Origin of the sequence: Caballeronia ptereochthonis (assembly GCF_001545075.1) — a bacterium.
Classification (GTDB): Bacteria; Pseudomonadota; Gammaproteobacteria; order Burkholderiales; family Burkholderiaceae; genus Caballeronia; species Caballeronia ptereochthonis.
On record NZ_FCOB02000039.1, the window covers coordinates 40,611 to 67,220 of the forward strand.

Below are 26,610 nucleotides of genomic sequence, written 5' to 3' on the forward strand. Positions count from 1 at the left end.
GCGTCAGGCTTCGCGGCGGCAAGCCATCATGTAGTTGATGCTCGTGTCGTTCGACAGTCCGAAGTGCTTCGATATCGGCCGGTAGGTGATGCCCTTGATGTCCACGGGCAGGAGCGACGCCGCGCGCGCGAACGTCGCGAGCTCGGACGGCTTGATGAAGCGCGCGTAATCGTGGGTGCCGCGCGGCAGCATGCGCGCGATGTATTCCGCGCCGATGACCGCGAACAGATAAGCCTTCGGGTTGCGGTTCAGCGTGGAGAAGAACACCCAGCCGCCCGGCTTCACGAGCGCGGCGCATGCCGCAACCGTGCCCGCGGGGTTCGGCACGTGCTCGAGCATCTCCATGCAGGTGACGACGTCGTACGAGCCGGGCTCGCGCGCCGCGAGGGCTTCCGCCGAAATCTCCTCGTACGCGACCTCGACGCCGCTCTCGAGACTATGCAGATCGGCCACGCCGAGCGCGCTCGACGACAGGTCGATGCCTTTCACGTTCGCGCCGCGCGTCGCCATCGACTCGGAGAGAATGCCGCCGCCGCAGCCGATGTCCAGAACACGCTTGCTCATCAGGTGAGCGTGCGCATCGATCCAGTCGAGCCGCACCGGATTCAGCTCATGCAACGGCTTGAATTCGGCGTTCGGGTCCCACCAGCGATGCGCGAGCTCGCTGAATTTCTGCAGTTCGTGGGGATCGACATTGGTCATGTTCGGAAGTGCCTTGATTGAGTCGTGAATCGATTAGGACCGAGTATATAGGCGCCGCAATGGGCGGGCAAAAAGCGGAATCGCGGAACGCCGGCTGAAATGGCGAATGATCAAGCGAATTCGCAAAAGCTCCGGGCATAAAAAAACCCCCGCCGAAGCGGGGGTTTGATCTGCGGCAATCCAGCTCGCGATTACTGCTGCGGCTGACGGGTCGTGCCGACAACTTCGACTTCCACGCGACGATCCGGTGCGAGGCAGGCGATGAGTTGCTTGCGATTCTTTTGATGGCACGTGCCCTTCGTGACCGGGTCGCGCTTGCCCTTGCCTTCCGTATAGATACGGTTGGCTTCGATGCCCTTGCTGACCAGGTAAGCCTTCACAGCTTGTGCACGGCGCAGCGACAGACGGTCGTTGTACTTGTCCGAACCGATGCGGTCGGTATAACCCGTTGCAACCACGACTTCGAGGTTCAGCGCGCCGATCTTCGATGCGAGATCGTCCAGCTTTTCCTTACCGGCCGGTTTCAGGACTGCCTTGTCGAAGTCGAACAGAGCGTCAGCCTGATAGGTAACCTTCTGGCTCTGGATGACCGGGGGCGGCGGAGCGACCGGGGCCGGCGGCGTCGGTGCTTGCGCGACCAGCGCGCCATCACACTTCGCATTTGCCGTAGCCGGGGTCCAGAACGCATCGCGCCAGCACAGTTCGTTCGTGCCGTTCATCCACACATACTCGCCCGTTCCGTTCACCCAGTTATCGTTCACGGCTTGTCGCGAGGCCGGCACCGACTGTGCCGAGGCCGATGCAGCCATAACTGCGGTAGCTGCAATGAACGCGAGCTTTGAAAGTTTATTCATATTTCTCCTCTCGAAATTGAGATTACCGCAGGTTTACTGCGAGCCTGTAGACGAAGACAAGTCATACATTGCTCGAAGTATAACATTCCCCACGGAACAAAACGCGCTGTGTAGACTTCGAGCAGTGTCTAACTTTGTGCGTTGGCATTTTGCCATATCGTTCCCTTGCATCGATAAAAATATCCCCGCACGCCGTGCGCCCGCAACCTTATGTGGTGCATGCGCAACAAGAAGGGGACAGGAGGCGGCACGAGGCGCGGAAAGCGCGAAACGTGCGCACATTACGTGCCCGAGCGCCATTTTCTGCACGTTTTTATCGCGGGAACTTTAGCGTCCGGCAAAACGGCGAGGCGGCATGATAGCCCGCTTGCATGACGAATTGACCGAATGCGTTCCCGTGATTTTGTAAATATTTGGTACAGCGTTGCGCATCGCGAAGTCCTTGTCCGCGATCCGGGTCGCACGCCGCGCACACACACTATGTATACGCAGTGCGTCCGGGCGTGGATGCCGCGCATGTTAGAATTTCCCGATGCGCTGCGTTCGCAGTGTGTGAAAAAGACATGCAGCGTACGTCGGCTACGCGCCACGCCGGCGCATGTCGCGCGGCCGGCGGGCGAATGTTCGAAGCGCGCTGCCGTGTCGCCGCTGCACAGTTCAAGACACGGATAATGGATCAATTCGCCAAAGAGACTCTGCCAATCTCCCTCGAGGAGGAAATGCGCCGCTCGTATCTCGATTACGCGATGAGCGTGATCGTCGGGCGCGCGCTTCCCGATGTCCGCGATGGCCTGAAGCCGGTGCATCGCCGGGCGCTCTACTCGATGCACGAGCTGAATAACGACTGGAACCGCCCTTACAAGAAGTCGGCGCGTATCGTCGGCGACGTCATCGGTAAATACCATCCTCACGGCGACGCCTCGGTCTACGAGACGATCGTTCGCATGGCGCAGCCGTTCTCGCTGCGCTACATGCTGGTGGACGGCCAAGGCAACTTCGGTTCGGTCGACGGCGACAACGCCGCGGCGATGCGCTACACCGAAATCCGCATGGCGAAGATCGGCCACGAGCTGCTGGCCGACATCGACAAGGAAACCGTCGACTTCGGTCCGAACTACGACGGCAGCGAGCACGAGCCGCTCGTTCTTCCCGCGCGCATTCCGAATCTGCTGATCAATGGCTCCGCCGGCATCGCGGTCGGCATGGCGACCAATATTCCGCCGCACAATCTGCGCGAAATCGTCGATGCCTGCCTGCATCTGCTGAACACGCCCGAAGCGACGGTCGACGAGCTCATCGAGATCGTGCCGGCGCCCGACTTCCCGACCGCCGGCATCATCTACGGCGTCGCGGGCGTGCGCGACGGCTATCGCACGGGCCGCGGACGCGTCGTGATGCGCGCGGCCACGCACTTCGAGGAGATCGACCGCGGCCAGCGCATGGCGATCATCGTCGACGAGATTCCTTATCAGGTGAACAAGCGCACGCTGCTCGAGCGCATCGCCGAACTCGTCAACGAGAAGAAGCTCGAGGGCATTTCCGATATTCGCGACGAGTCCGACAAGAGCGGCATGCGCGTCGTGATCGAGCTGAAGCGCGGGGAAGTGCCGGAAGTCATTCTGAACAACCTGTACAAGCAGACGCAGCTTCAGGACACCTTCGGCATGAACCTGGTCGCGCTCGTCGACGGCCAGCCCAAGCTGCTGAACCTGAAGGAGATGCTCGAGTGTTTCCTGTCGCATCGACGGGAAGTGCTGACGCGGCGCACTGTATACGAACTGCGCAAGGCGCGCGATCGCGGGCACGTGCTCGAAGGTCTCGCCGTGGCGCTCGCGAACATCGATGAATTCATCGCGATCATCAAGGCCGCGCCGACGCCGCCGATCGCGAAACAGGAGTTGATGGCGCGTCCGTGGGATTCCTCGCTCGTGCGCGAAATGCTGATGCGCACCGAGACCGAGGCATCGGGCGGCCGTGCGGCATATCGTCCGGAAGGGCTGAACCCCGCTTACGGTCTGCAGGAAGACGGCCTGTACAAACTGTCGGACGTCCAGGCGCAGGAAATCCTGCAGATGCGCCTGCAACGCCTGACCGGCCTCGAGCAGGACAAGATCACGAGCGAGTACCGCGACGTGATGGCGCAGATCGCCGACCTGCTCGACATCCTCGCGCGGCCGGAGCGGATCCGCCAGATCATCGTCGAGGAACTGGGGCAGGTGCGCGCCGAGTTCGGCGACGACCGCCGCTCGCGCATCGAGATGAACGCGACGGAACTCAACACCGAAGACCTGATTACGCCGCAGGACATGGTCGTGACCATGTCCCATTCGGGCTACGTGAAGTCGCAGCCGCTTTCCGAATATCGCGCGCAGAAGCGCGGCGGTCGCGGCAAGCAGGCGACGCAGATGAAGGAAGACGACTGGATCGACACGCTCTTCATCGCGAACACGCACGATCACATGCTGTGCTTCTCGAACCGCGGCCGCGTCTACTGGGTCAAGGTGTACGAGGTGCCGCAAGGCTCGCGCAACTCGCGCGGCCGTCCGATCGTCAACATGTTCCCGTTGCAGGAAGGCGAAAAGATCAACGTCGTGCTGCCGATCAAGGAATTCTCGGCGGACAAGTACGTTTTCATGGCGACCGCGCTCGGCACCGTCAAGAAGACGCCGCTCGAAGCGTTCAGCCGCCCGCTCAAGAAGGGCATCATCGCGGTCGGTCTCGATGAAGGCGACTACCTCATCGGCGCTGCCATCACCGATGGCGAGCACGACGTCATGCTGTTCTCCGACTCGGGCAAGGCCGTGCGCTTCGACGAGAACGACGTGCGGGCGATGGGCCGCGAGGCACGCGGCGTGCGCGGCATGCAACTCGAAGACGGGCAGCAGGTCATCGCGCTGCTGGTCGCGGGCGGCGAGAACCTGTCGGTGCTGACCGCCACCGAGAACGGCTACGGCAAGCGCACGCCGATCAACGAGTACACGCGTCATGGCCGCGGCACGAAGGGCATGATCGCGATTCAGACTTCGGAGCGCAACGGCCGGGTGGTCGCCGCGACGCTCGTCGAGCCGGAGAGCGAGATCATGCTGATCACGACCGCGGGGGTGCTCATCCGCACGCGCGTGTCCGAGATCCGTGAAATGGGCCGTGCAACCCAAGGTGTTACACTCATCAGCCTTGACGAGGGAACGAAGCTGTCCGGACTGCAGCATATCGCCGAGGCGGAAGCCGAAGCTGAACTCGACGATGGCGACGCGGGCCCCGATGGCCCCGGCGCGAAGTCGGGCGATGCCGACAATGGTGAAGGCGAAGAAAACGCCTGATATTTTTTGTGTCGAAGTTCTCTCGTTATCGCTTTTGAAAGCCTGGATTGGTTAAGCTGCGCGACCTGAGCTCGTTTCCGGCGCTGACGCCTCGACGGTGCCATCGATCCGACACGCGAAAGCTCGTCGCCAGTGCTGAACTGGATATTTTTTACAGGGAGTAATGATGCAAGGACGTTTCAAGCAGTGGATGTTGCTGGCCGCTTTCGTGCCGACTTTCGCGATGGCTCAGTCGCTCCAGAACCAGGCGCCGGCCACGTCGGCAGCTCCGGCGCCGGCAGCAGCACCGGTTGATCCGGCCAAGCAAGCCGCGATCAAGGACCTGCTCGACGCGATCGACGCGCAGAAGCTGGTCGGTGCGATCGGTAACAGCGCGCAGATGCAATCGAAGCAGCTCGTCCCGGCGATCCTGTCGGACGCGCTCTCCGAGAACAAGACCCTGAACGACAAGCAGAAGCAAGCCGCCGTTCCGACGCTGCAGAAGAACGCAGTGCCGAAGCTGGTCGATTCCGCCGGCCAGGTCTTCGCGACGGACGCGTTCCGCAAGGATGCGATGCAGGCTCAGTACGACGCGTATGCGAAGTACTACTCGACCGATGAGATCAAGGATCTGACCAACTTCTACAAGAGCCCGACTGGCCGCAAGTTCATCCAGGTTCAGGACCAGGTCGGCCGCGACGTGGTCAACGGCCTGATGCAGAAGTACATGCCGCAGGCCATCAAGGCGACGCGCACGCAAGCCGACCAGGAAGTGGCGAGCGTCAAGCCGGGCAGCAAGTAAGCACGGCGACATCGTCATGATGGAAATCCGCTGACCGGGGCTTGCCGCCTCGTGCATTGGCGGGTTTTCAGGACAGTGCGATAATGGCTGTTTGCGCGCGAGCGCAAGCAGCCATTTCTTTTTCAGGCGCGAAAAACCGCGGTAATCGTTCTTTCGCCGCGCGTCTCGCGCCTGCCATTCGGAATCCACAGATGCGTGTGTTCAATTTCTCCGCCGGCCCCGCCGCCATGCCAGAAGAAGTCCTGAGGCAAGCAGCCGATGAAATGCTCGACTGGCAAGGCAGCGGCATGAGCGTGATGGAAATGAGCCACCGCGGTGCCGAGTTCATGTCGATCCACGAGGCTGCGCTCACCGATCTGCGTGAGTTGCTGAACGTGCCGGCGTCGCATCGCATACTGTTCCTGCAGGGCGGCGGCATCGGCGAGAACGCCATCGTGCCGATGAACCTGCTGGGCAAGAGGCAGACCGCCGACTTCGTCGTGACCGGTTCCTGGTCGACGAAATCGTTCAAGGAAGCACAGAAGTACGGCACGCCGCATCTCGCGGCCAGCGGCAAGACCGAGCAGGGCTTCACGCGCGTGCCGGGCTTCAACGAATGGAAGCTGTCGGACGATCCGGCCTACGTGCACCTGTGCTCGAACGAAACCATCGACGGCGTCGAAGCCTTCGAGATTCCCGATCTGGGCGACATCCCGCTCGTCGCGGACGCGTCCTCGCACATCCTTTCGCGCCCGATGGACATCGCCAAATACGGCGTGCTCTTCGGCGGGGCGCAGAAGAACATCGGCATGGCGGGCGTGACCGTCGTGATCGTGCGCGAGGATCTGCTCGACCGCGCGCTGCGCATCTGCCCGTCCGCGTTCGAGTGGAAGATCGTCGCGGAGAACAACTCGATGTACAACACGCCGCCCACCTACGCGATCTACATCGCGGGTCTCGTCTTCAAGTGGTTGAAGAAGCAGGGCGGCCTCACGGCGATCGAAGCGCGCAACGTCGAGAAGGCGAAGCTGCTGTACGACACGATCGATTCGAGTGATTTCTACGTCAACAAGGTCGAGCGCCAGAACCGTTCGCGCATGAACGTGCCGTTCTTCCTTGCCGACGAATCACGCAATCTGGATTTCCTGGCCGGCGCGAAGGCGCGCGGGCTGTTGCAACTGAAGGGCCACAAGTCCGTCGGCGGCATGCGGGCATCGATCTACAACGCGGTGCCGATCGAGGGGGTACAAGCTCTCGTCGATTACATGAAGGAATTCGAGCGCACGGGCGCTTAACGTTGACGAAAGGCGACGACGCTCGCTCAATCGCATTGGCTCAAGCACCGCATGGACGACGATCTCAATTCAAGACTCAAACCGCTGCGTGAGCGCATCGACGCGCTCGACGCGCAACTCATCGCGCTTTTGAATCAGCGCGCTTCCGTCGCGCTCGAAGTCGGCGAAGTGAAGAAGCATTTCAACGCGCCGGTGTTTCGTCCCGAGCGCGAGATGCAGGTCATCGCGCGCCTGCAGGAAATGAGCGACGGCCCGCTCGCCGACGAGCACATCGCGTCGATCTGGCGCGAGATCATGGCCGCGAGCCGTGCGCTCGAGCAGACCATCCGCGCGGCGTTCCTGGGCCCGGTCGGCACGTACAGCGAGCAGGCGATGTTCGAGTACTTCGGGCATTCGATCGAAGGGCTGCCGTGCTCGTCCATCGACGAAGTGTTCCGCTCGGTCGAAGCGGGCGCGGCGCAATACGGCGTCGTGCCGGTCGAGAATTCGGCCGAAGGCGCGGTGTCGCGCACGCTCGACTTGCTGTTGCAGACCTCGCTTCTGATCGGCGGCGAACTGGCGTTGCCGATTCATCACAATCTGCTGACCGCGTCCGGCACGCTCGACGGCGTGACGCGCGTGTGCGCGCATCCGCAGGCGCTTGCGCAGTGCCAGCGCTGGCTCACGGTCAACGCGCCGCATCTGGAGCGGCAGGCGGTGTCGAGCAACGCGGAAGCCGCGCGCATGGCCGTCGGCGATCCGACCGTCGCCGCCATCGCCGGGGACCGCGCCGCCACGCACTACGGCCTGGGCGTCGTGTTTTCGCTGATCCAGGACGATCCGCACAATCGCACGCGCTTCGTGATCATCGGCAAAGAGCCGACCGATTCGAGCGGTCACGACCAGACCTCGCTCATCGTGTCGGTGTCGAACGAAGCGGGCGCGGTGTTCAAGCTGCTGGAGCCGCTCGCGAAGCACGGCGTCTCGATGACGCGCTTCGAATCGCGTCCGGCGCGCTCGGGCACGTGGGAGTACTACTTCTATATCGACATCGAAGGCCATCGCGACGATTCCGCAGTGGCCGCCGCGCTCGAAGAACTCGGGCGCAAGGCCGCGTTCCTGAAGATTCTCGGTTCGTATCCGCGAGCGCGCTGAAGTTTGCTCGTTGCCGCCGCGAGCGTTCGCGGCGGTCCGGTTTCCTGCGTCGACGACGCGTTTTTATCGATGTCCCGTGGCTGCGTTCTCTTTCAACAAACTGGTTATCTTCGGCGTCGGTCTGATCGGCGGATCGCTCGCGCGCGGCTTGCGTGAGCGCGCCGGTGTCGCGGGACGCATCGTGGGCGTGGGGCGCTCGGGTGCGTCGGTGGAACGGGCGCTCGAGCTCGGCGTGATCGACGAAGCCGCCGCGCTCGACGACGACGCGGCTTTGGCAGGCGCCCTGCAAGACGCCGATCTCGTGCTGCTCGCCGCGCCGGTCGCGCAGACCGGGCCGCTGCTCGCGCGCATCGCGCCGTTTCTCGACGCGCGGACCATCGTCACCGACGCGGGCAGCACGAAGACCGATGTGGTCGCTGCGGCGAAATCGGTGCTGGGCGAGCGTGTCGCGCAGTTCGTGCCGGGGCATCCGATCGCCGGGCGCGAGTCGAGCGGCGTCGAGGCCGCGCTGCCGGAGCTATACGTCGATCGCAACGTCGTGCTGTGCCCGCTGCCGCAGAACGCGGCGGATGACGTCGAGCGCGTCGCCGCCATGTGGCGCGCGACGGGCGCCTGCGTGCGTCGGATGAGCGAGGCGCAGCATGATCGCGTATTCGCGTCGGTGAGCCATCTGCCGCATGTGCTGTCGTTCGCGCTCGTCGACCAGATTCTCGATTCTCCCGACGCCGAGCTTAAGTTTTCGTTCGCCGCCGGCGGTTTTCGCGATTTCACGCGCATCGCGGCGTCGAGCCCGGAAATGTGGCGCGATATCTGTCTCGCGAACCGCGCCGCGCTGCTCGCGGAACTCGACGATTACACCGCCGTGCTCGCGCGGTTTCGCGCGGCGATCGACGCCTCGGACGGCGCGGCGCTCGAAGCGGCCTTTGCGCGCTCGCGCATCGCGCGCAAGGAATGGCAGGAACGCGGAGCGATCAAGCCGTCCGGCGATATCGCCGCGAAATAAGGACACACTATGGAACATCTCGATCTCGGCCCCTTCGCTCGTGCGTCCGGAACGGTGCGCTTGCCCGGCTCGAAGAGCATTTCGAATCGCGTGCTGCTGCTCGCGGCGCTCGCGAGCGGCGAAACGTCGATCACCAATCTGCTCGACTCCGACGACACGCGTGTGATGCTCGCCGCGCTGAAAGACCTCGGCGTCGATGTGCGGCAGGACGGCGAGCGCGTGATCGTCGGCGGCACGGGCGGCGCGTTTCCGTCGAAATCGGCGGAACTGTTTCTCGGCAACGCGGGCACGGCGGTGCGTCCGCTGACCGCCGCGCTTGCCGTGAACGGCGGCGAGTACCGGGTGCACGGCGTGCAGCGCATGCACGAGCGGCCGATCGGCGATCTCGTCGACGGGCTGCGTCAGATCGGCGCGAAGATCGACTACGAACTCAACGACGGCTTCCCCCCGCTCAAGCTCCATCCGGCGAAGATCGCGATCGACCGCCCGATCCGCGTGCGCGGCGACGTGTCGAGCCAGTTCCTCACGGCGCTGCTGATGAGCCTGCCCGTAATCGAAGGCCGCAGCGGTCCGGTGACGATCGAAGTCGAGGGCGAGCTGATCTCGAAGCCGTACATCGAAATCACGATCCGGCTGATGGAGCGCTTCGGCGTTACGGTCGAGCGCGACGGCTGGGCGCGCTTCACGATTCCCGCCGGCGCGGGCTATCGATCGCCGGGCGCGATCATGGTCGAAGGCGACGCCTCGTCGGCGTCGTATTTTCTCGCGGCGGGCGCGATCGGTCACGGGCCGGTGCGCGTGGAAGGCGTCGGGCGCTCGAGCATCCAGGGTGATGTCGGTTTCGCGGACGCGCTCAACCGCATGGGCGCGAACGTCATGATGGGCGAGGACTGGATCGAGGTGCGCGGGGTCGAATCGGACGACGGCAAGCTCCTGCCCATCGACATGGATTTCAACCTGATTCCCGACGCCGCGATGACCATCGCCGTGGCCGCGCTCTTCGCGAGCGGCACGACCACGCTGCGCAACATCGCGAGCTGGCGTGTGAAGGAAACCGACCGCATCGCCGCGATGGCGACCGAATTGCGCAAGGTCGGCGCGACGGTGGAGGAGGGCGCGGACTATCTCGTCGTCACGCCGCCCGCGAAGCTCACGCCGAACGCCGCGATCGACACCTACGACGATCACCGCATGGCGATGTGCTTCTCGCTCGTGAGCCTGGGCGGCGTGCCGGTGCGCATCAACGATCCGAAATGCGTCAACAAGACTTTCCCGGACTACTTCCGCCGTTTCGCGACGCTCGTAAAGGTGTAACCGGAGTGCGGTACCGTGAAGCGCGATGCATTTGAATCCAATGACTGTAATAACGGGCCAGAACGGCACGACACAACCCATCCGGCAATGAAACCGACCCGTCCATTCGACCCCACTCCAGTAATCACCATCGACGGGCCGACGGCGTCGGGCAAGGGCACGGTCGCGGCGGTCGTCGCGGCGACGCTCGGGTTTCACCTGCTCGACAGCGGCGCGCTCTACCGGCTGGCGGCGCTGGCCAGCATCCGCTACGACGTGGAGAAGGACGACGCAACTGGACTTGCAAAACTGATCGAGGCACTCCACATCACGTTCCGCGAAGGCTGCGCGCAACTCGACGGCGTCGACGTGTCGGGCGAGATTCGCGCGGAAAACGTTGGCAACCGCGCCTCCGCGATCGCCGTTCACCCCGAAGTGCGCCAGGCGCTCGTCGCGCGGCAGCGGGCCTTCCGCAAGCGCCCGGGGCTCGTGGCCGACGGCCGCGATATGGGCACCGTCATCTTCCCCGACGCCACGCTGAAGGTATTTTTGACCGCAAGCGACGAGGCGCGCGCGGTCAGGCGGTATAAGCAATTGATGCAAAAAGGTTTTTCTGCTAATATGGATGACTTGCTGCGAGATTTGCGCGACCGCGACGCCCGGGACATGAACCGGGCAGCCGCACCGCTCAAGCCGGCGGCGGATGCGAAGACGCTGGACACCTCCGGTCTGTCGATCGATCAAGCGGTCGAGCAGATCATCGGCTGGTTCAGCGAAGTTCGCGTGTAGTACCCGGCAGTCAGGTAACGCTGCGCCGGAAGCAAGGTGTCCCGCCGGGAGGCGGGGCGTGTGTTGAACCCTTTAACCCCGTACGGTTTTGCGCCTCACCGGTCCATTGGGGGCCATCGCGCAAATGCTGTGCAAATACAGATTTTTATGTCCGACCTGCAAACCTCCACCCCGAATACCGAATCCTTTGCGGCTCTGTTCGAAGAGTCGCTGACCAAGCAGGACATGCGCGCCGGCGAAGTGATCTCCGCCGAAGTCGTGCGTGTCGACCACAACTTCGTGGTCGTGAATGCTGGTCTCAAGTCCGAAGCCTACATTCCGCTCGAAGAATTCCTGAACGACGCGGGCGAGGTTGAAGTGCAGGCGGGCGACTTCGTTTCCGTCGCGATCGACGCGCTGGAAAACGGCTATGGCGACACCATCCTGTCGCGCGACAAGGCGAAGCGCCTCGCTTCGTGGCTGTCGCTGGAAAAGGCGCTGGACAACAACGAGCTCGTGACCGGCACGATCACCGGCAAGGTCAAGGGCGGCATGACCGTGATGGTCAACGGCATCCGCGCGTTCCTGCCGGGTTCGCTCGTCGACACGCGTCCGGTCAAGGACACGACGCCGTACGAAGGCAAGACGCTCGAATTCCGCGTCATCAAGCTCGACCGCAAGCGTAACAACGTCGTGCTGTCGCGCCGCGCCGTGATCGAAGCGACCCAAGGCGAAGAGCGCGCGAAGCTGCTCGAGACGCTGAAGGAAGGCGCGATCGTCGAAGGCGTGGTCAAGAACATCACCGACTACGGCGCGTTCGTGGACCTGGGCGGCATCGACGGCCTGCTGCACATCACCGACATCGCATGGCGCCGCGTGCGTCACCCGAGCGAAGTCCTGTCGGTCGGCCAGGAAGTCACCGCCAAGATCCTCAAGTTCGACCAAGAGAAGAACCGCGTTTCGCTCGGTATCAAGCAGCTCGGCGACGATCCGTGGGAAGGCATCTCCCGCCGCTACCCGTCGGGCACGCGCCTGTTCGGCAAGGTCACGAACATCACCGACTACGGCGCGTTCGTCGAAGTGGAATCGGGCATCGAAGGCCTGGTCCACGTGTCGGAAATGGACTGGACCAACAAGAACGTTGCGCCGTCGAAGGTCGTTCAGCTCGGTGACGAAGTCGAAGTCATGGTTCTTGAAATCGACGAAGACCGCCGCCGCATCTCGCTCGGCATGAAGCAGTGCAAGCCGAATCCGTGGGATGACTTCAGCCGCAACTTCAAGAAGGGCGACAAGATCAGCGGCGCCATCAAGTCGATCACCGACTTCGGCGTGTTCATCGGTCTGCCTGGCGGCATCGACGGTCTGGTGCACCTCTCCGACCTGTCGTGGAGCGAAACCGGCGAAGAAGCCGTCCGCAAGTACAAGAAGGGCGACGAAGTCGAGGCCGTGGTTCTGGGCATCGACGTCGAGAAGGAGCGCATTTCGCTCGGCATCAAGCAGCTCGAAGGCGATCCGTTCAGCAACTTTGTCGCGATCAACGACAAGGGCGCCATCGTCGACGGCACCGTGAAGTCGGTGGACGCGAAGGGTGCGGTCATCACGCTGACGGCGGACGTCGAAGGCTACCTGCGTGCTTCGGAGATCGCGCAAGACCGCGTGGAAGATGCGCGCAACGTGCTGAAGGAAGGCGACAAGGTCAACGCGATGATCATCAACATCGATCGCAAGTCGCGTGGCATCAACCTGTCGATCAAGGCGAAGGATTCGGCTGAACAGCAGGAAGCCATGCGCAACCTGCAGGGCGACTCGAACGCCGCCGCGACCGGCACGACCAACCTCGGCGCGCTGCTCAAGGCCAAGCTCGACGGCCAGAACAGCTAAGCCCTTAACGGCACAGCTGCAGAATGACCAAATCGGAATTGGTCGCCCAGTTGGCGTTGCGATTTCCGCAACTTGTCCTCAAGGATGCGGATTTCGCGGTGAAGACGATGCTCGATGCGATGTCGGAGGCTCTGGCCAACGGTCACCGCATCGAGATACGCGGCTTCGGCAGCTTCGGGCTCAACCGTCGTCCGTCGCGCGTCGGGCGCAATCCCAAGTCGGGTGAGAAAGTGCTGGTGCCGGAGAAATTCGTGCCGCACTTCAAGCCGGGCAAGGAATTGCGCGAACGCGTCGACGGCCGCGCCGGCGAGCCCCTGAAGGCGTCGAATGACGATGCGGACGATCTCTGATCGGCGCGCATCGCCGCTGATGATTCTTTCGCATCACAGGATTCGTCAGTCCGCGGCGTCCGGCCACGAGGCAATCGACCAGAAAAGCACCCTCCGGGGTGCTTTTTTTATGCGCGGCAAAAGCGCCCCGGCACGGCGATGGCCCGCGCGAAGCCACGGGAGCGACGCTTGCTTGAAATCGTGGCGAACGCCGATGGGTGTCTGCGCCCATGAGCATCAATTACAATACCGGTCACTTTGACCTGGGTAACACTTCGCTCGCCGCTTCCGGAAGGACGGCCGCCACGTGCAACCGCTCTTGCGAGACCCCACATGAAATTCATTGTCTGGCTGATCCGCGTTCTGGTTTTCGTGCTGCTGCTGGTGCTGGCGCTCGCCAATACCCAGTCGGCGACGCTGAACTTCCTCGCAGGCTATGCCTGGCAAGCGCCGCTGATCCTGATCGGCCTGGCGTTTTTCGTCGTGGGACTGCTGGCGGGGCTCGTGTCCGCCCTGCCCGCCATGGTGCGCCTGCGCATGGAGAACGGACGCCTGAAGCGGGAGCTGCGCGTCGCGCGCGAGACGCCGGTGGTAAGGGAAGAGCCTCCGATGCCGCCGCTCATCTGACGCCACGCGATAGCGGACACCTAACCCTCAACGACTAATCGCATGGATCTGGACTTCTGGTGGCTGCTCGTCATCCCCGTTGCTTTCGCGCTGGGGTGGATGGCGTCCCGCTATGACTTGAAAACGCTGCTATCCGAGAATGCGAACCTGCCGCGCTCGTACTTTCGCGGCCTCAACTTTCTGCTCAACGAACAACACGACAAGGCGATCGACGCGTTCATCGAGGTCGCCAAGCTCGATCCCGAAACCATCGAACTGCACTTCGCGCTCGGCAATCTGTTCCGCCGCCGCGGCGAAACCGATCGCGCGATCCGCGTGCATCAGAATCTCCTGAGCCGCGCCGATCTGCCGGTCGCCGAGCGCGATCACGCGCTCTACGAGCTCGGACAGGACTTTCTGAAGGCCGGCCTGCTGGACCGCGCCGAGGAGACGTTCCGCGCGCTCGATTCGGGCGAGTACTCGCTCGGCGCGAAGCGCGCGCTGCTGACCATCTACGAGATCGAGAAGGACTGGCCGAAATCGATCGCGGCCGCCGAGCAGATCGAAAAGATGGGCGCGCCGTCGCTGCACATGGAAATCGCGCATTTTCATTGCGAGCTCGCGCAGGAAGCCCTGCAGCGCAAGAATCCCGATGGTGCGCGCGCCGAGTTGAAGCTCGCGCTGGCGTCGAATCCGGACAACGTGCGCGCGACCATTCTCGAAGGCGATGTCGAAGCGGCCGCGGGCAATATCGAAGCGGCGATCGCGAACTGGAAGCGCGTCGAAGAGCAGAACGAAGCGTATTTGCCGCTCGTCGCCGAGAAGCTGATGAAGGGGTACGCCGCGCTCGGGCGCAAGGAAGAGGGCGTCGATCTGCTGACCGATTACGCGAGCCGCTACCCGTCGAACGATTTGCTCGACGTCGCGTACAAGCACGTGCAGGAATTGCGTGGTCTGGATGCGGCGCACGCGCTTGCGCGCAAGCAGATGGAGAGCGCGCCGAATCTCGCCGGCATGACGCGCCTGCTCGAGGCGCAGGAAGCGACGGCCGAGGAGCCGCGCCGCGGCGAGCTCGAATTGATGCGTAATCTGGTGAAACAGCGCACCAAGAATCTGCCCCGCTATACGTGTCAAACCTGCGGATTCCGCGCGCGACTATTCTATTGGCAATGCCCCGGCTGCAGCGGCTGGGAGACGTACGCGCCGCGCCGCGTCGAGCCGATCACGAACTCGGCCTGAACTCGCGCGGCAAGCGTGAAATGAGCGGCGCTCAGGCGCCGCGCCCGCCACCGGCATTTCAGAAACCACCGGAAAGCGTATGAAAGTTACCATCGTCGGCACGGGTTACGTCGGTCTTGTGACCGGCGCGTGTCTTGCCGAAATCGGCAATGACGTGTTTTGCGTGGACGTCGATCCGCGCAAGATCGAAATTCTCAACAATGGCGGCGTGCCGATCCACGAGCCGGGCCTTCAGGAAATGCTCGCGCGCACGCGCGCGGCGGGCCGCATCCAGTTCTCGACCGATGTGAAGGCGAGCGTCGAGCACGGCGAGATCCAGTTCATCGCGGTCGGCACGCCGCCGGACGAGGACGGCTCCGCCGACCTGCAATATGTGCTCGCGGCGGCGCGCAACATCGGGCGCTATTCGAACGGCTTCAAGGTGATCGTCGATAAATCGACGGTGCCGGTGGGCACGGCGCTGCAGGTGAAGAGCGTCGTCGAAGAGGAGCTGAAGGCGCGCGGGCTCGAAGCTTCGGGCAAGCACGGCTTCTCGGTCGTGTCGAATCCGGAGTTCCTGAAGGAAGGCGCGGCCGTCGACGACTTCATGCGCCCGGACCGTATCGTGATCGGCATCGACGACGACGAAGCGGGCAATCTCGCGCGCGAGAAGATGAAGCGCCTCTACGCGCCGTTCAACCGCAATCACGAGCGCACGCTTTACATGGACGTGCGCTCGGCGGAGTTCACCAAGTACGCCGCCAACGCGATGCTCGCGACGCGCATCTCGTTCATGAACGACCTGTCGAATCTCGCGGATACGGTCGGCGCCGACATCGAATCCGTGCGGCGCGGCATCGGCTCGGACCCGCGCATCGGCTATCACTTCCTCTACGCGGGCTGCGGCTATGGCGGCTCGTGCTTCCCGAAGGACGTGCAGGCGCTCGCGCAGACGGCGCGCGAGAACGGTCACACGCTGCGCATTCTGGAAGCGGTCGAAGCGGTCAATTCCGATCAGAAGGAAGTGCTCGTCAACAAGATCGTGAAGCGCATGGGCGAAGACTTGCGCGGACGCACGTTCGCCGTGTGGGGCCTCGCGTTCAAGCCCAATACCGACGACATGCGCGAGGCGTCGAGCCGGCGCATCGTCGAGGCGCTTTTGCAGCGCGGCGCCACCGTGCATGCGTATGATCCGGTCGCGCGCGAAGAGGCCGAACGGGTCCTCGCGCTCGATCTCGCGGATCGCCCCGAGGACATGAAGCGCATGCACTTCGTGAAGACGCAACAGGACGCGCTGACGGGGGCGGACGCGCTCGTCATCGTGACCGAGTGGAAGGAGTTCAAGAGCCCGGACTTCGGGCACCTGAAGAGCGCGTTGAAGACGCCGGTGATCTTCGACGGCCGCAATCTGTACGAACCGGAAGCGATGGCCGAACTGGGCATCGACTACTACGCAATAGGACGTCCCCATGTCGAACTCGACCGCAACGGCAACCGCTTCTAAGGCCGACATTCCCGTCGTGCCGCTCGCGCGCATCGCGGCGGCGCGCGTGCTGGTGGTCGGCGACGTGATGCTCGACCGCTACTGGTTCGGCGACGTCAACCGAATTTCGCCCGAAGCGCCCGTGCCCGTCGTGCACGTGCAGAAGAAGGAAGACCGCCTGGGGGGCGCGGCGAACGTCGCGCGCAACGCGGCGGCGCTAGGCGCTCAGGCCGGGCTGCTCTGCGTGGTCGGCCATGACGAGCCGGGCGAACGCATCGTCGAACTGCTCAGCGAGAGCAAGGTGGCGGCGCATCTCGAACGCGATCCCGAGTTGCTCACGACCATCAAGCTGCGCGTGCTTTCACGCCAGCAGCAGCTGCTGCGCGTGGACTTCGAGAACACGCCGAATCACGAAGTGCTGCGCGCGTGCCTCGCGCGCTTCACGGATATCCTGCCGCAGCACGACGTGATCCTCATGTCCGACTACGCCAAGGGCGGCCTCACGCACGTCACGCAGATGATCGCCGACGCGAAGCGCGCCGGAAAGCCGGTGCTCGTCGATCCGAAGGGCGACGACTGGGACCGCTATCGCGGCGCCACGCTCATCACGCCGAATCGCGCCGAACTGCGCGAAGTGATCGGGCAATGGAAGTCCGAGGAAGACCTGCAGGAACGCGTGACGAAACTGCGCGCGGACCTGGAGCTCGGCGCACTGCTGCTCACGCGCTCCGAGGAAGGCATGACGCTCTTCACGGAGAACCAGGTGCTGCACACTTCGGCCGAAGCACGCGAAGTGTATGATGTCTCGGGCGCGGGCGACACCGTCATCGCAACGGTCGCGACCATGCTGGGCGCGGGTGTGCCGCTCGTCGACTCGATCGTCTATGCGAACCGCGCGGCGGGCATCGTCGTGGGCAAGCTCGGCACGGCGACCGTCGACTACAACGAACTCTTCGCCTGATCTTATCTGACAATCGCCATGACTATCATCGTTACCGGTGCGGCCGGATTCATCGGCAGCAATATCGTCAAGGCGCTCAACGAGCGCGGCGAGAATCGCGTGATTGCGGTGGACAACCTCACGCGCGCCGACAAGTTCAAGAACCTCGTCGATTGCGAGATCGACGATTACCTCGATAAAACCGAGTTCGTCGAGCGCTTCACGCGCGGCGATTTCGGCCGCGTGCGCGCGGTGTTCCATGAAGGCGCCTGTTCGGACACGATGGAAACCGACGGTCGCTACATGATGGACAACAACTTCCGCTACAGCCGCGACGTGATGGATGCGTGCCTCGCGCAGGGCGCGCAGTTCCTGTATGCGTCTTCGGCGGCGACGTATGGCGGATCGAGCCGCTTCGTCGAGGAGCGCGAGTACGAGAAGCCGCTCAACGTCTACGGCTACTCGAAGTTCCTCTTCGATCAGATCGTGCGTCAGGTGTTGCCGCAGGCGAAAAGCCAGATCGTCGGCTTTCGCTACTTCAACGTGTATGGCCCGCGCGAAACGCACAAGGGGCGCATGGCGTCGGTCGCGTTCCACAACTTCAACCAGTTCCGCTCGGAAGGCAAGGTCAAGCTCTTCGGCGAATACAACGGCTATGCGGCCGGCGAGCAGACGCGCGATTTCATCTCGGTCGAAGACGTGGTCAAGGTGAATCTGTTCTTCTTCGATCATCCGGAGAAGTCGGGCATCTTCAACCTCGGCACCGGACGCGCACAGCCGTTCAACGACATCGCATCATCGGTCGTCAATTCGCTGCGCGCGCTGAACGGCGAGGCGACCCTCTCGCTCGCGGAACTCGTGCAGCGCGGGCTCATCGAGTACATTCCGTTCCCGGATGCGCTGCGCGGCAAGTACCAGTGCTTCACGCAGGCGGACCAGTCGCGCCTGCGCGCGGCAGGTTACGACGCGCCTTTTCTGACGGTTCAGGAAGGCGTCGACCGCTACGTGCGTTGGCTGTTCGGCCAGCTATAAACGCGTTTCGAGTCTCTCTACACTGGGTCTCGCGGTCGGCACTGTCGCCGACCGGTTCTTCACGGAGACTCAGTCATGTTCAAGCAAGCACGCTCGACGATCGCCGCGTTCGCGCTGGCCCTTTCCATCGGTACCGCGTTCGCGGCCGTCGACGTCAATACCGCCAGTTCCGATGCGCTGCGCGGCGTCAAGGGCATCGGCCCGGCGAAGGCGAAAGCCATTCTCGACGAGCGTCAGGCCCACGGCCCCTTCAAGGACGCCAACGATCTCAGCACGCGCGTGAAAGGCCTGGGTGGCAAGACCGTCCAGCGCCTCGAAGCGGAAGGGCTGACGATCGGCGCCGCGCCGAAGACGGCGGCAGCCGCGCCGGGCAATGCCGCACCGCCCGGCGCGGCGAACTCGGCCGTCGCGACGCCGGTTTCGGCGTCGACCTCGGCTAAGCCCGTCGTCGTGAAGAAATAGCGCTGCGTGGCGCGTGCGGCCGGGGCAGGTCGCACGCATGGCTCTTCGCCCGGATTCGGCTCCTTCAGCCTTCGGATGTTCTTGGGCTCCCCGCGGCTTGCCTCTCCGCGGGTTTTTTGCGTCCGTTGACTGCGCGCATGCGAGGTGTCGGATCTGTCAGTCGGCTTTCGTTTCGCGCGGCAAACCATCCGCGCGTCAGGGGTGCGCCGGCATCGGGAGAACCAGTGGGCTACAATCGATGAACCCCCATATCAAAATCCCGCGCCAGACGCTCGCGCCCGTGGGACACGAATCCGCTCCGCATATGGCTTACATGACTATCGAAGACACGGTCGGCAACACGCCGCTCGTGCAACTCGTCCGCGTCGTGGACGACGAAATCCGCAGCCGCAACAACGTCGTGCTGGGCAAGCTCGAGGGCAATAATCCGGCGGGCTCGGTGAAGGACCGCCCGGCCTTGTCGATGATCAGGAAAGCTGAGGAGCGCGGCCGCATCAAGCCGGGCGATACGCTCATCGAGGCGACGAGCGGCAATACCGGCATCGCGCTCGCGATGGCCGCCGCGATGCGCGGCTACAAGATGGTGCTGCTCATGCCGGAAGACCTGTCGGTCGAGCGCCGTCAGAGCATGGCCGCGTATGGCGCGGAGATCGTGCTCACGCCGGTCACGGGCGGCATGGAGTACGCGCGCGATCTCGCCGATCAGATGCAGCGCGACGGCCGCGGGATCATCCTCGACCAGTTCGCGAACCCCGACAACCCGCTCGCGCATTACGAAGGCACCGGCCCGGAACTGTGGCGTCAGACGGAAGGCGGCATCACGCATTTCGTCTCGTCGATGGGCACGACCGGCACGATCATGGGCGTGTCGAAGTATCTGAAGGAGCAGAACCAGAAGATCGAGATCATCGGCGCGCAGCCGGAAGAGGGCTCGCGCATTCCGGGCATCCGCAAGTGGCCGGAAGCGTATCTGCCGAAGATTTTCGATCGCAGCCGCGTGGATCGCGTGGAGAACGTGAGTCAGGCGGCGTCGGAGGCGATGGCGCGGCGCCTCGCCTCGGTCGAAGGCATTTTCGCGGGCATCTCGTCGGGCGGCGCATGCGAAGTCGCGCTGCGCATCGCGCGTCAGGTCGAGAACGCGACGATCGTGTTCATCGTCTGCGATCGCGGCGATCGTTATCTGTCGACGGGCGTGTTTCCCGCGTAAGGCTGCGATTTCGACCGCTCAATGAGAAAACCCCGGCATGCCGGGGTTTTTCATACGCGAAGCGAGCGGGGCATCATTGCGAGCTCGCGCCCGTGTCGCCCGCCATTATGCGCGCCTTCACCGCCTCGCCGAGCTGATACACCGCGAGCGCATAGAAGAAGCTGCGGTTGTAGCGCGTGAGCACGTAGAAATTCTTGAGCCCGAGCGTGTACTCGGTCGTGCGGCCGGGCGTCGGCAGATCGACGACGGTGAGCGGCGTCGGCGCTTCAGCCGCGATGTTCAATCCCGGCTCGTTGAGCAGCATGCCGGCCTTCGTCAGTTGAGCCAGCGACCAGTGCGGTTCCGGCGAGCCATCTGCCGCCGCCTGCGCGATGCCCTGACTGCCGACGTCGCCCGCGATGCGCCACACGACCGGACGGCCCGGCTCCCAGCCGTTCTGCTTCAGGTAGTTCGCCACGCTGCCGATGGCGTCCGCCTGGCTCGTGCGCAGATCGATGCGGCTGTTGCCGTCGTAATCGACGGCGTACTGCACGATGCTGCTCGGCAGGAATTGCGGAATGCCGATCGCGCCGGTGTACGAGCCCAGCACGGTCGTCGGATCGATTTGCGAATCGCGCGTCCAGACGAGCAGGTCTTCCAGGTTCTTGCGGAAGGTCGTCATGCGCTCGGCGCGGTTCGGTGTGCTCGGATAGTCGAAGGTGAGCGTGGTCAGCGCGTCCAGCGCGCGGAAGTTGCCCATGTAACGGCCATAGATCGTCTCGACGCCGATGATCCCGACGATGATCTCCGGCGGCACGCCGAACTGCTCCGCGGCGCGCTGCAGGGTTGCCTGGTTGGCGCGCCAGAACTTCACGCCCGCATTGATGCGCACGGGCTCGATGAAGCGCGCCTGATACGCGCGCCAGTTCTTGGCCGCAGGCGTGGGCGAGGGCAGCACGAGCTTGGCCGCCGTGGCCGAATAACTCACGCGGCCGAACAGGTCGTGCAGCGCTGCCGGATCGAAGTCGTAGCGCGCGACCATGTCGTTGATGAAGGCATCGACATTCGGATTGTTCGCGTAACGCTGCGGCACGATCTCTTCTTCGAACATCTGCCCTTGCGGTGTCGCGGTCTGCGGTTGCTGCGACTGCGCAAAGGCACTGTTGCCTGAGAGAAAGCCGAGCGCGCAGACGAGAGAAGCGATGAGCGCGCGCTTTGCCGGCTTGAACGGGGCCGTGAGGTCGAACGGAGCAAACTGAAAAGTCATGGTGTGCGTGGTTGGGGCAGTTGGGGCGATGCCGGATGTTCGGGCGGCGCAATGCCTTGAAGCTGGCTTGTGAAGTTGAATCGATCCGAAACGATCCGCACGATTCTCAACGAAACGCAACAGCCTGCAACGTGCCGCGCGCAATGGCTCGGCCGGCGAGGCGTCGGGGCAGTATAACCGACGCTCCGCGCCCATACTGCCCATGCGGCGGCGGGAGGGCGGCCGCACCGAACGGTGTGGTAACTTAACGTCAAATGCGCGGCCCGTGGTCGCGTATGACGAAAAAACACGAGACGAGAGCCGACTAAAGCGGCATTGCGAGACATCATGGCCACCGGCTTTTACTCCCACCCCGACTGCCTGCAACACGACAACGGCGAGTGGCATCCCGAGTGCCCGGCGCGCTTGCAGGCGATCGAGGATCAACTGATCGCGAGCCGGATCGATACGTTCATCGAGCGCGAGGAAGCGCCGCTCGCCGAGGAAGCCGACCTCGCGCGCGTGCATACGCAGGCGCACATCGATTACATCAAGAGCCGCACGCCGGAGCACGGCCGAAGCGAACTCGACCCGGACACGTCGATGTGCCCCGAGTCCTATCGCGCGGCATTGCGCGCGGCGGGCGCGGCGATCGCGGCCACCGATGCGGTCATCGAAGGGCGCTACGACAACGCCTTCTGCAGCGTGCGCCCGCCGGGCCATCACGCGGAGCCCGCGCGCGCGATGGGCTTCTGCCTCTTCAACAACGTCGCGATCGCCGCGCGCCATGCGCTCGAGGTGCACGGCCTGCAGCGCGTCGCGATCGTCGACTTCGACGTGCATCACGGCAACGGCACCGAGGCCGCCTTCAGCGGCGACTCGCGCGTGCTGATGTGCAGCTTTTTCCAGCATCCGTTCTATCCGTTCAGCGGCGCCGGCAATCACGCGTCCAACATGGTCAACGTGCCGCTGCCGGCGCGCACCAAGGGCATGCAGGTGCGCGAGGTCGTCGACATGATGTGGCTGCCGCGGCTCGAGGAATTCAAGCCGCAGATGATCTTCTTCTCCGCCGGCTTCGATGCGCACCGCGAGGACGACATGGGCAACATGGGCTTGGTCGAGGACGACTACGCGTGGATCACCGAGCAGATTCGCGCGGTGGCCAAGCGCCATGCGCAAGGGCGCATCGTGAGCTGTCTGGAAGGCGGCTACAACCTCTCGGCGCTCGGGCGCAGCGTCGTCGCGCATCTGCGCGCGCTCGCCGAGATCTAGCCAGGCGCGTGCGTGCGCGCGTAGTCCGCGCGCACGAGCGTCCAGTCGATCAGTTCACGGATCACGCGGTCGCGGTCGAGATCGTTCAGCGTTTCGTGCACGCTGCCTTCGTAGAGCGCGAGCGTGCTGTCGGTCGATCCGACGTTCGCCTCGAATTCGCGGCTGCCGGCGGGATCGCAGATTGCGTCCGCCGAGCCGTGAAAGACGAGCAGCGGCAACGTAATCGCGCCGCGCTTCGCCGCGACGCGATCCATTCCAGCGAGAATCTGCGCGGCGGTGCGAGCGGGAACCGGACCGTGATGCACGAGCGGGTCGCGCCTGTAGGCCTCGACGACACCAGGCGCGCGCGAGAGCAGCGCGGGATCGATGCTGAATGCCGCCATGCGCGGCGCGACCAGTCCCTTGATGCGGCTCAGGCTTACCTTCCAGCGCGGTGCGCCCGCGCCGACCTTCAACGCGGGACTCGACAGGATCAGCCCGGCAAGCTTCCTTTCCTGAGCGCGTTCGGCGGCGTAGAGCGCCGCGACGGCGCCGCCCATGCTGTGCCCCATCAGAAAGAGCGGCGTGCCGGCAGGCGGCGTCGCTGCGCAGGCTTCGAGCAGCACGTCGGCGTCACGCAGGTAGTCGGTGAAGACGCGCACCGACACGCGCTCGCCCGACGATTTCCCGTGCCCGCGCAGATCGAGCGCGATCAGTTCGATGCCCGCGGTGTTGAGCGCCAGCGCGAGCGCATCGTAGCGCCCGGCGTGCTCGCCGAGGCCGTGCACGAGCGCAATCCGTGCCTTCGGCTGATCGCCCGATGCGGGCTGCCAGCGATGCAGAAAGAGCTCCACACCATGACGTGTGGTGACGGTACTCGTCGAATGGATACTGCGTGACATGAGCCGGTAAATTCCTTTGCGTTATTAGCCGATCCTAAATCATTATTAAACAGAATGTAGCTGCTCCTGTAAAATCGCGGCCGAACCATACTGGACAGCTAGAACGAGCGGCGGCCGGCTGCGCGGGTGCGATCACCCGGCGAAGCCTTCCGCCGTTTGCATTTTCATGATCGACATACGCAACCTTTCGCAGCGATTCGCGGGGCCCCGGGGCTGGGTCGAAGCGCTGCACAACGTCAATCTGACGATTCCCGCCGGCGAAGTGTTCGGCATCATCGGGCGCAGCGGCGCGGGCAAGAGCACGCTGGTGCGCACCATCAATCTGCTGACGCGGCCGAGCGAAGGCAACGTGGTCGTCGACGGACGCGATCTCACGACGCTTTCACGCGACGACCTGCGCGCCGCGCGCCGCGACATCGGCATGATCTTCCAGCACTTCAATCTGCTGAGCTCGCGCACGGTGTTCGACAACGTCGCGTTGCCGCTCGAGCTCGCGGGCAAGAAGCGCGCGGAGATCGAAGCGGCCGTGCTGCCGCTGCTCGATCTCGTCGGCCTGACGACGCACAAGGACAAGTATCCCGCGCAGATCAGCGGCGGGCAGAAGCAGCGCGTGGGCATCGCGCGGGCGCTTGCAAGCAATCCGAAGGTGCTGCTCTCGGATGAGGCGACCTCCGCGCTCGACCCCGAAACCACGCGCGCCATTCTCGATCTGCTGCGCAAGATCAATCGCGAGCTCGGGCTCACGATCGTGCTCATCACACACCAGATGGAAGTCATCAAGCAGGTGTGCGACCGCGTCGCGGTGCTCGAGGCGGGCCGTGTCGTCGAAGAGGGCAAGGTCGTCGACGTCTTCATGCAGCCGCATCACGAAGTCACGCGCGCGCTGATCGGCGACGTCATCGCGCACGAGCTGCCGCCCGCGCTGAAGGCGCGCGTCACAGAGCGCCTGAAGACGGGCAGCGGCCATCTGCTGCGGCTCGCGTTCACGGGCTCGGGCGTCGATCAGCCGATTCTCTCCGAGACGATTCGCCGCTACGAGCTCGACTTCAATATCCTGCACGGCCAGATCGACGAGATTCAGGGCCAGGCATTCGGCTCGCTCGCCGTGCTCGCGGGCGGACAACCGGTGAAGGTCGCCGAGGCAATCGAATATTTGCGCTCGCAAGGCGTCGTGGTGGAGGAGTTGTCCCATGTTGAGTGAAATGTTCGACATGTTCGTGCAGTCGTTCTGGGAAACGCTGATCATGGTCGGCATCTCGGGACTCGTCGGGGCGGCGCTCGGGCTTCCGCTCGGCGTGCTGCTCTATCTCACCGATCGCGACAGCGTCCTGCAGAACATCGCGGTGAATCGCGTGCTGGGCGGCATCGTCAATGCGGTGCGCTCGACGCCCTTCATCATTCTTCTCGTCGCGGTGATTCCGTTCACGCGGCTCGTCGTCGGCTCGTCGATCGGCACCGCGGCCGCCGTCGTGCCGCTGACCATCGCCGCCGCGCCGTTCATCGCGCGGCTCGTGGAAACCGCGCTGCGTGAAGTCGATCGCGGCCTCATCGAAGCCGCGCAGGCGATGGGCGCGACCACGAGCCAGATCGTCTTCAAGGTGCTGCTGCCGGAATCGCTGCCGGGCGTCGTTGCGGGGCTCACGATCACCTTCGTGTCGCTGGTCGGCTATTCGGCGATGGCGGGCGCGATCGGCGGCGGCGGCCTCGGCGATCTCGGCATCCGATACGGCTATCAGCGCTTCCTGCCGGAAGTGATGGTGACGGTCGTCATCATCCTGATCGTGTTCGTGCAGCTCGTGCAGTCCTTCGGCGACTGGCTCGTGCGGCGCCTCAGTCACAAATAACTCTCCATGAAAGAAGGGCCTGTCCATGCAACGTCGATTCATTCTGAAGTTCGCCGCCGCGCTTTTGAGCGCAACGCTGTTCAACGGTGTCGCTCATGCCGATGAAGCGATCAAGTTGGGCGTGACGGGCGGCCCGCACGCGCAGATCATGGACGTGGTGAAGCAGGTCGCCGCGAAGAACGGCCTGAAGATCACGGTCGTCGAGTTCTCCGATTACGTGCAGCCGAACGCCGCCCTCGCCGCCGGCGATCTCGATGCGAACAGCTATCAGCATCTGCCGTATCTCGATGCGCAGGTGAAGGATCGCGGCTACAAGCTCATCAAGGTCGCGGATACGGTGACGTTTCCGATGGGCATCTATTCGAAGAAGGTGAAGTCGCTTGCGGCGCTTTCGAACGGCGCGCGCATCGCGGTGCCGAATGATCCGACCAATGGCGGACGCGCGCTGCTGCTCCTGCAGAAGCAGGGCCTCATCAAGCTGCGCGCCGACGCGGGCCTGAAGGCGACGCCGATCGACATCGTCGGGAACCCGAAGAAGCTGAAGATCGTGGAGCTCGACGCGGCGCAGATTCCGCGCTCGCTCGACGACGTCGACGCCGCCGCCATCAACACGAACTTTGCGATGGAAGCGGGACTCAAGCCCAAGTCGGATGCGATTGCGATCGAGGATCCGAACGGGCCGTACGTGAACATCATCGCGATTCGCGCGGCCGACAAGGACAAGCCCTGGGTCGCCAAGCTGATCGCGGCGTATCACTCGCCGGAGGTGAAGCAGTTCATCGAAGGCAAATACGCGGGGGCCGTGATTACGGCATGGTGATCGCTCGCCGCGGCTGGATTCGGGTTTTTGTGGATGTAAATAGAACGATCGTTCGATATTATTCGGTCAATACCTATTGCACGAACGACCCGACCCACCCGATTGCGGCGGGGATAGCTGACGCGTCGCTCGTATAATGACGCTGGGTTGACGTAATCGTAACTTTGGAGCGTGTGCATGAAAATTCTGGTGCCAGTCAAACGCGTGGTCGACTACAACGTGAAGGTCCGGGTGAAGTCGGACAACACGGGAGTCGATATCGCCAACGTGAAGATGTCGAT

Annotated in this window: 24 protein-coding genes and 1 pseudogene; 21 read left to right on the forward strand and 4 right to left on the reverse strand. The window is 63.8% G+C overall.

Translation table 11 applies throughout. The annotated features are described in order from the left end of the window. Positions 1 to 3 precede the first annotated feature (3 nt). Entirely contained in the window at positions 4 to 702 is a 699-nt protein-coding gene (gene ubiG, locus AWB83_RS30400) for a bifunctional 2-polyprenyl-6-hydroxyphenol methylase/3-demethylubiquinol 3-O-methyltransferase UbiG (protein WP_087049336.1), read from the reverse strand. Positions 703 to 893: 191 nt separating this feature from the next. Continuing rightward, on the reverse strand, positions 894 to 1,556 hold the full coding sequence (gene ompA / locus AWB83_RS30405) for an outer membrane protein OmpA (protein ID WP_087049337.1): 663 nt from the start codon (positions 1,554 to 1,556) through the stop codon (positions 894 to 896). 671 nt (positions 1,557 to 2,227) lie between these two features. Between ompA and gyrA the strand changes: the two genes are divergently transcribed. From gyrA to cysM, 16 genes are all read left to right on the forward strand, one after another. Further along, positions 2,228 to 4,876, forward strand: a complete 2,649-nt coding sequence (gene gyrA, locus AWB83_RS30410) for a DNA gyrase subunit A (protein WP_087049338.1) — start codon at positions 2,228 to 2,230, stop codon at positions 4,874 to 4,876. A gap of 166 nt (positions 4,877 to 5,042) precedes the next feature. Beyond that, positions 5,043 to 5,657 (forward strand): DUF2059 domain-containing protein, encoded by a 615-nt coding sequence (locus AWB83_RS30415; RefSeq protein WP_087049359.1) that lies wholly within the window; start codon positions 5,043 to 5,045, stop codon positions 5,655 to 5,657. 191 nt (positions 5,658 to 5,848) lie between these two features. Beyond that, on the forward strand, positions 5,849 to 6,931 hold the full coding sequence (gene serC / locus AWB83_RS30420; protein ID WP_087049339.1) for a 3-phosphoserine/phosphohydroxythreonine transaminase: 1,083 nt from the start codon (positions 5,849 to 5,851) through the stop codon (positions 6,929 to 6,931). 51 nt (positions 6,932 to 6,982) lie between these two features. Next, a complete protein-coding gene (gene pheA, locus AWB83_RS30425) occupies positions 6,983 to 8,065 on the forward strand; it encodes a prephenate dehydratase (protein ID WP_087049340.1) in 1,083 nt (360 codons plus the stop codon). 76 nt (positions 8,066 to 8,141) lie between these two features. Continuing rightward, positions 8,142 to 9,068: a prephenate dehydrogenase gene (locus tag AWB83_RS30430; RefSeq protein ID WP_087049341.1), complete on the forward strand. Its 927-nt coding sequence runs from the start codon at positions 8,142 to 8,144 to the stop codon at positions 9,066 to 9,068. Positions 9,069 to 9,077: 9 nt separating this feature from the next. Next, on the forward strand, positions 9,078 to 10,382 hold the full coding sequence (gene aroA / locus AWB83_RS30435) for a 3-phosphoshikimate 1-carboxyvinyltransferase (protein ID WP_087049342.1): 1,305 nt from the start codon (positions 9,078 to 9,080) through the stop codon (positions 10,380 to 10,382). An 87-nt stretch (positions 10,383 to 10,469) separates the two neighbouring features. After that, positions 10,470 to 11,150, forward strand: a complete 681-nt coding sequence (gene cmk / locus AWB83_RS30440) for a (d)CMP kinase (RefSeq protein ID WP_087049343.1) — start codon at positions 10,470 to 10,472, stop codon at positions 11,148 to 11,150. A 129-nt stretch (positions 11,151 to 11,279) separates the two neighbouring features. Then, on the forward strand, positions 11,280 to 13,010 hold the full coding sequence (gene rpsA, locus AWB83_RS30445) for a 30S ribosomal protein S1 (protein ID WP_208636822.1): 1,731 nt from the start codon (positions 11,280 to 11,282) through the stop codon (positions 13,008 to 13,010). A 23-nt stretch (positions 13,011 to 13,033) separates the two neighbouring features. Continuing rightward, on the forward strand, positions 13,034 to 13,360 hold the full coding sequence (locus AWB83_RS30450) for an integration host factor subunit beta (RefSeq protein ID WP_087049345.1): 327 nt from the start codon (positions 13,034 to 13,036) through the stop codon (positions 13,358 to 13,360). A gap of 312 nt (positions 13,361 to 13,672) precedes the next feature. Next, positions 13,673 to 13,966, forward strand: coding sequence for a LapA family protein (locus tag AWB83_RS30455; RefSeq protein WP_087049346.1), 294 nt, complete (start codon positions 13,673 to 13,675; stop codon positions 13,964 to 13,966). A gap of 42 nt (positions 13,967 to 14,008) precedes the next feature. Further along, positions 14,009 to 15,184 (forward strand): lipopolysaccharide assembly protein LapB, encoded by a 1,176-nt coding sequence (lapB, locus tag AWB83_RS30460; protein WP_087049347.1) that lies wholly within the window; start codon positions 14,009 to 14,011, stop codon positions 15,182 to 15,184. Positions 15,185 to 15,263: 79 nt separating this feature from the next. Beyond that, positions 15,264 to 16,667, forward strand: a complete 1,404-nt coding sequence (locus tag AWB83_RS30465; RefSeq protein ID WP_087049348.1) for a UDP-glucose dehydrogenase family protein — start codon at positions 15,264 to 15,266, stop codon at positions 16,665 to 16,667. After that, entirely contained in the window at positions 16,633 to 17,607 is a 975-nt protein-coding gene (gene rfaE1 / locus AWB83_RS30470) for a D-glycero-beta-D-manno-heptose-7-phosphate kinase (RefSeq protein ID WP_087049349.1), read from the forward strand. The genes AWB83_RS30465 and rfaE1 overlap by 35 nt, the downstream gene beginning before the upstream one ends. A gap of 18 nt (positions 17,608 to 17,625) precedes the next feature. Further along, on the forward strand, positions 17,626 to 18,618 hold the full coding sequence (gene rfaD, locus AWB83_RS30475) for an ADP-glyceromanno-heptose 6-epimerase (protein ID WP_087049350.1): 993 nt from the start codon (positions 17,626 to 17,628) through the stop codon (positions 18,616 to 18,618). A 75-nt stretch (positions 18,619 to 18,693) separates the two neighbouring features. Then, a complete protein-coding gene (locus tag AWB83_RS30480; protein WP_087049351.1) occupies positions 18,694 to 19,080 on the forward strand; it encodes a ComEA family DNA-binding protein in 387 nt (128 codons plus the stop codon). Between the two features lie 304 nt (positions 19,081 to 19,384). Beyond that, positions 19,385 to 20,287: a cysteine synthase CysM gene (gene cysM / locus AWB83_RS30485; protein WP_087049360.1), complete on the forward strand. Its 903-nt coding sequence runs from the start codon at positions 19,385 to 19,387 to the stop codon at positions 20,285 to 20,287. 73 nt (positions 20,288 to 20,360) lie between these two features. Here the strand turns inward: cysM and mltB are convergent, their stop codons facing one another. Continuing rightward, positions 20,361 to 21,533, reverse strand: a complete 1,173-nt coding sequence (gene mltB / locus AWB83_RS30490) for a lytic murein transglycosylase B (RefSeq protein ID WP_096059402.1) — start codon at positions 21,531 to 21,533, stop codon at positions 20,361 to 20,363. Positions 21,534 to 21,860: 327 nt separating this feature from the next. Between mltB and AWB83_RS30495 the strand changes: the two genes are divergently transcribed. Continuing rightward, entirely contained in the window at positions 21,861 to 22,784 is a 924-nt protein-coding gene (locus tag AWB83_RS30495; protein ID WP_087049352.1) for a histone deacetylase family protein, read from the forward strand. Here AWB83_RS30495 and AWB83_RS30500 read toward each other — a convergent pair. Beyond that, complete coding sequence (locus AWB83_RS30500; RefSeq protein WP_087049353.1) at positions 22,781 to 23,665, reverse strand: alpha/beta hydrolase; 885 nt, start codon at positions 23,663 to 23,665, stop codon at positions 22,781 to 22,783. The genes AWB83_RS30495 and AWB83_RS30500 overlap by 4 nt on opposite strands. Before the next feature lie 166 nt (positions 23,666 to 23,831). On the opposite strand from AWB83_RS30500, the gene AWB83_RS30505 reads away from it, so the two are divergent. From AWB83_RS30505 to AWB83_RS35850, 4 genes and pseudogenes are all read left to right on the forward strand, one after another. Then, positions 23,832 to 24,866, forward strand: coding sequence for a methionine ABC transporter ATP-binding protein (locus AWB83_RS30505; RefSeq protein ID WP_087049354.1), 1,035 nt, complete (start codon positions 23,832 to 23,834; stop codon positions 24,864 to 24,866). Continuing rightward, positions 24,856 to 25,509 (forward strand): methionine ABC transporter permease, encoded by a 654-nt coding sequence (locus AWB83_RS30510; protein ID WP_087049362.1) that lies wholly within the window; start codon positions 24,856 to 24,858, stop codon positions 25,507 to 25,509. Before AWB83_RS30505 ends, AWB83_RS30510 begins: the two co-directional genes overlap by 11 nt. 25 nt (positions 25,510 to 25,534) lie before the next feature. Next, a complete protein-coding gene (locus tag AWB83_RS30515; RefSeq protein WP_087049355.1) occupies positions 25,535 to 26,329 on the forward strand; it encodes a MetQ/NlpA family ABC transporter substrate-binding protein in 795 nt (264 codons plus the stop codon). A gap of 177 nt (positions 26,330 to 26,506) precedes the next feature. Next, positions 26,507 to 26,610 (forward strand): annotated as a pseudogene (locus tag AWB83_RS35850) (electron transfer flavoprotein subunit beta/FixA family protein); the annotation flags it as partial.